The sequence below is a fragment of the Nonomuraea sp. NPDC001684 genome (assembly GCF_053596515.1).
The window spans coordinates 1-2,223 of record NZ_JBSFGJ010000793.1 but is presented as its reverse complement, the minus strand read 5'-3'; the positions used below and the strand labels follow the sequence as shown (position 1 = coordinate 2,223).

Genomic DNA, 2,223 nt, shown 5'->3' with positions numbered 1-2,223 from the left:
GCGGTCATGCTGGCGGTGTGCGTGTGCCTGGCCTGGCTGGTGCTCCCGCGCGCCCTGCCCGGCGGCCGCCGCCCCGCCGGGCGAACCCGGCGCGGCGTCCGCGGCCGCCCGCGACGGCCACGTCTCCGGCCCCCGCCCGGAGACGACGGGGCTGCCCTTCGGCAGGCCCGGACGCCCGTTCGGCAGCACGCCCTTCGTCTTCGGGTTCACCGCCGCGCTCGGCGTGCTGACCGCCTGGCTGCTGGTCCAGGCGCTCACCGCCAGCGCCTCGATGCTCCTGCTGATCATCGTGTCGTTGTTCCTGGCCGTCGGCCTGGATCCCGCCGTGCGATGGCTGGAGGAGCACGGCCTGCCGCGCTGGGCGGCGATCACCGCGGTGTTCACGGCGGTGATCGTGCTGTTCGCCGGGTTCGCCATGGCGATCATCCCGGCGCTGTCGGAGCAGGCGGGACAGTTCGCCGAGCAGCTGCCCACCTACATCCAGCAGTTGCAGAACAACCCGCAGATCCGCGACCTGGACCAGCGCTACCAGCTCCTGGAACGCCTGCAGACGTACCTGACCAGCGGCGACCTCGGCCGGCAGGTGTTCGGCGGGCTGCTCGGCATCGCCTCGATCGTGGTCAGCGCCGTGTTCTCCACGCTGACCGTGCTCATCCTCACCCTGTACTTCCTGGGCGCGCTGCGCTCCATCACGCGCACCGGCTACCGGCTGATCCCGAGGAGCCGCAGGGACCGGGCCCGGCTGCTCGGCGACGAGATCCTCAACCGGGTCGGCGGCTACGTGGCCGGCAACCTGATCATCTCGCTGATCGCGGGCGTGACCACGTTCGTCTTCCTGTCGATCGCGGGCGTGCCGTACGCGCTGGCCCTGGCGATCATCGTGGCCCTCACCGACCTCATCCCGCTCATCGGCGCGTTCATCGGCGCGGGCATCGCCACGCTGGTCGCGCTGTTCGCCTCGCTCCCGGTGGCCATCGCCACCCTGATCTTCTTCGTCGTCTACCAGCAGATCGAGAACTACCTGATCGCGCCCAAGGTGATGAAGTCGTCCGTGGACGTGCCGGCCGCCGCCACGATCGTGGCCGCCCTCATCGGCGGCGCCCTGCTCGGCGTGGTGGGCGCCCTGCTGGCCATCCCGGTCGCCGCCGCCGTCCAGGTGATCGTCAACCACGTGGTGCTGCCCCGTCAGGAACGTCACTGAACGCGCCGGGTGTGAGCGCCTGACCTCGGGGTACCTGGGGCGGACCCGACGCCCGGCATCCCTCGTCCCGCCGGGCGTCCCGACCCCAGGGAGGCCGTCCATGGACGCGATCGTGCTGCTCAAAGAGGACCACAAGACCGTGGAGAAGCTGTTCAAGGAGTTCGAGAAGGCGGGCCAGGACGCCCACAAGACCAAGCAGAAGATCGTCGCGCAGGTCATCGAGGAGCTGACCGCGCACACCTACATCGAGGAGAAGATCTTCTACCCGGCCGCCCGCTCGGGCACCCCCGACACCACCGACCACATCCTGGAGAGCGTCGAGGAGCACCACGTCGTCGTGTGGATGTTGTCGGAGCTGAAGGACCTCGACCCGGCCGACGAGCGCTACGACGCCAAGATGACGGTACTCATGGAGAACGTCCGCCACCACGTCGAGGAGGAGGAGAAGGAGTGGTTCCCGCAGGTGCGCGAGTCCATGGGGCGCAACCGGCTGCAGGAGCTGGGCGAGGAGATGGCCAAGGCCAAGGCCGAGGCCCCGCGTGACCCCCTGAAGATCCCCAGCGCCTCCTCCTAGCCACGGCGCGGGATGGAACGGCCTGGAACGCCCCAACGGGTGCAGGCCCACCCGTCCCGACCCAGGGGGAGATCATGACGTACCTGAGAAGAAAGCTGCCGGCGGTGCTGTGCGCGGCGGTCCTGGCCGGTTCCGGGGCCGCCGTCCTGGCGGGCGCCGCCACGCCCGCCACCGCCGCCACGGGCACGCTGTTCGACGGCTTCGGCCGTGACCTCGCCGAGAACGTCGCGCTCGCCGGCGCCGAGTCCGACGCCCGCCGCGACGCGCTGAGCCACGGGTTCACGGACTGCGAGGTGTTCGAGTCGGTGGTCTCCCAGGACGCCCGCACCCACGTGTTCTTCGCCCTGGTCACGGTGAGTTGCGAGGACGCCGCGCGGTAGGGCGGAGCGGCAGGGCGGCGGGGCGGACCACCGGGGCAGGTGCCGCGCGGGGTTAACGCGACCCACCG

General features: G+C 70.9%; 3 protein-coding genes. All 3 read left to right on the top strand.

The window, feature by feature from the left end; genetic code table 11:
• A partial coding sequence (locus ACWCSD_RS51805; protein ID WP_449927138.1) for an AI-2E family transporter occupies positions 1-1,201 on the top strand: 1,201 nt, incomplete at its 5' end.
• Positions 1,202-1,301: 100 nt separating this feature from the next.
• A complete protein-coding gene (locus ACWCSD_RS51800; protein ID WP_358297330.1) occupies positions 1,302-1,775 on the top strand; it encodes a hemerythrin domain-containing protein in 474 nt (157 codons plus the stop codon).
• A 74-nt stretch (positions 1,776-1,849) separates the two neighbouring features.
• Complete coding sequence (locus tag ACWCSD_RS51795; RefSeq protein ID WP_397157606.1) at positions 1,850-2,155, top strand: hypothetical protein; 306 nt, start codon at positions 1,850-1,852, stop codon at positions 2,153-2,155.
• Positions 2,156-2,223: the final 68 nt, after the last annotated feature.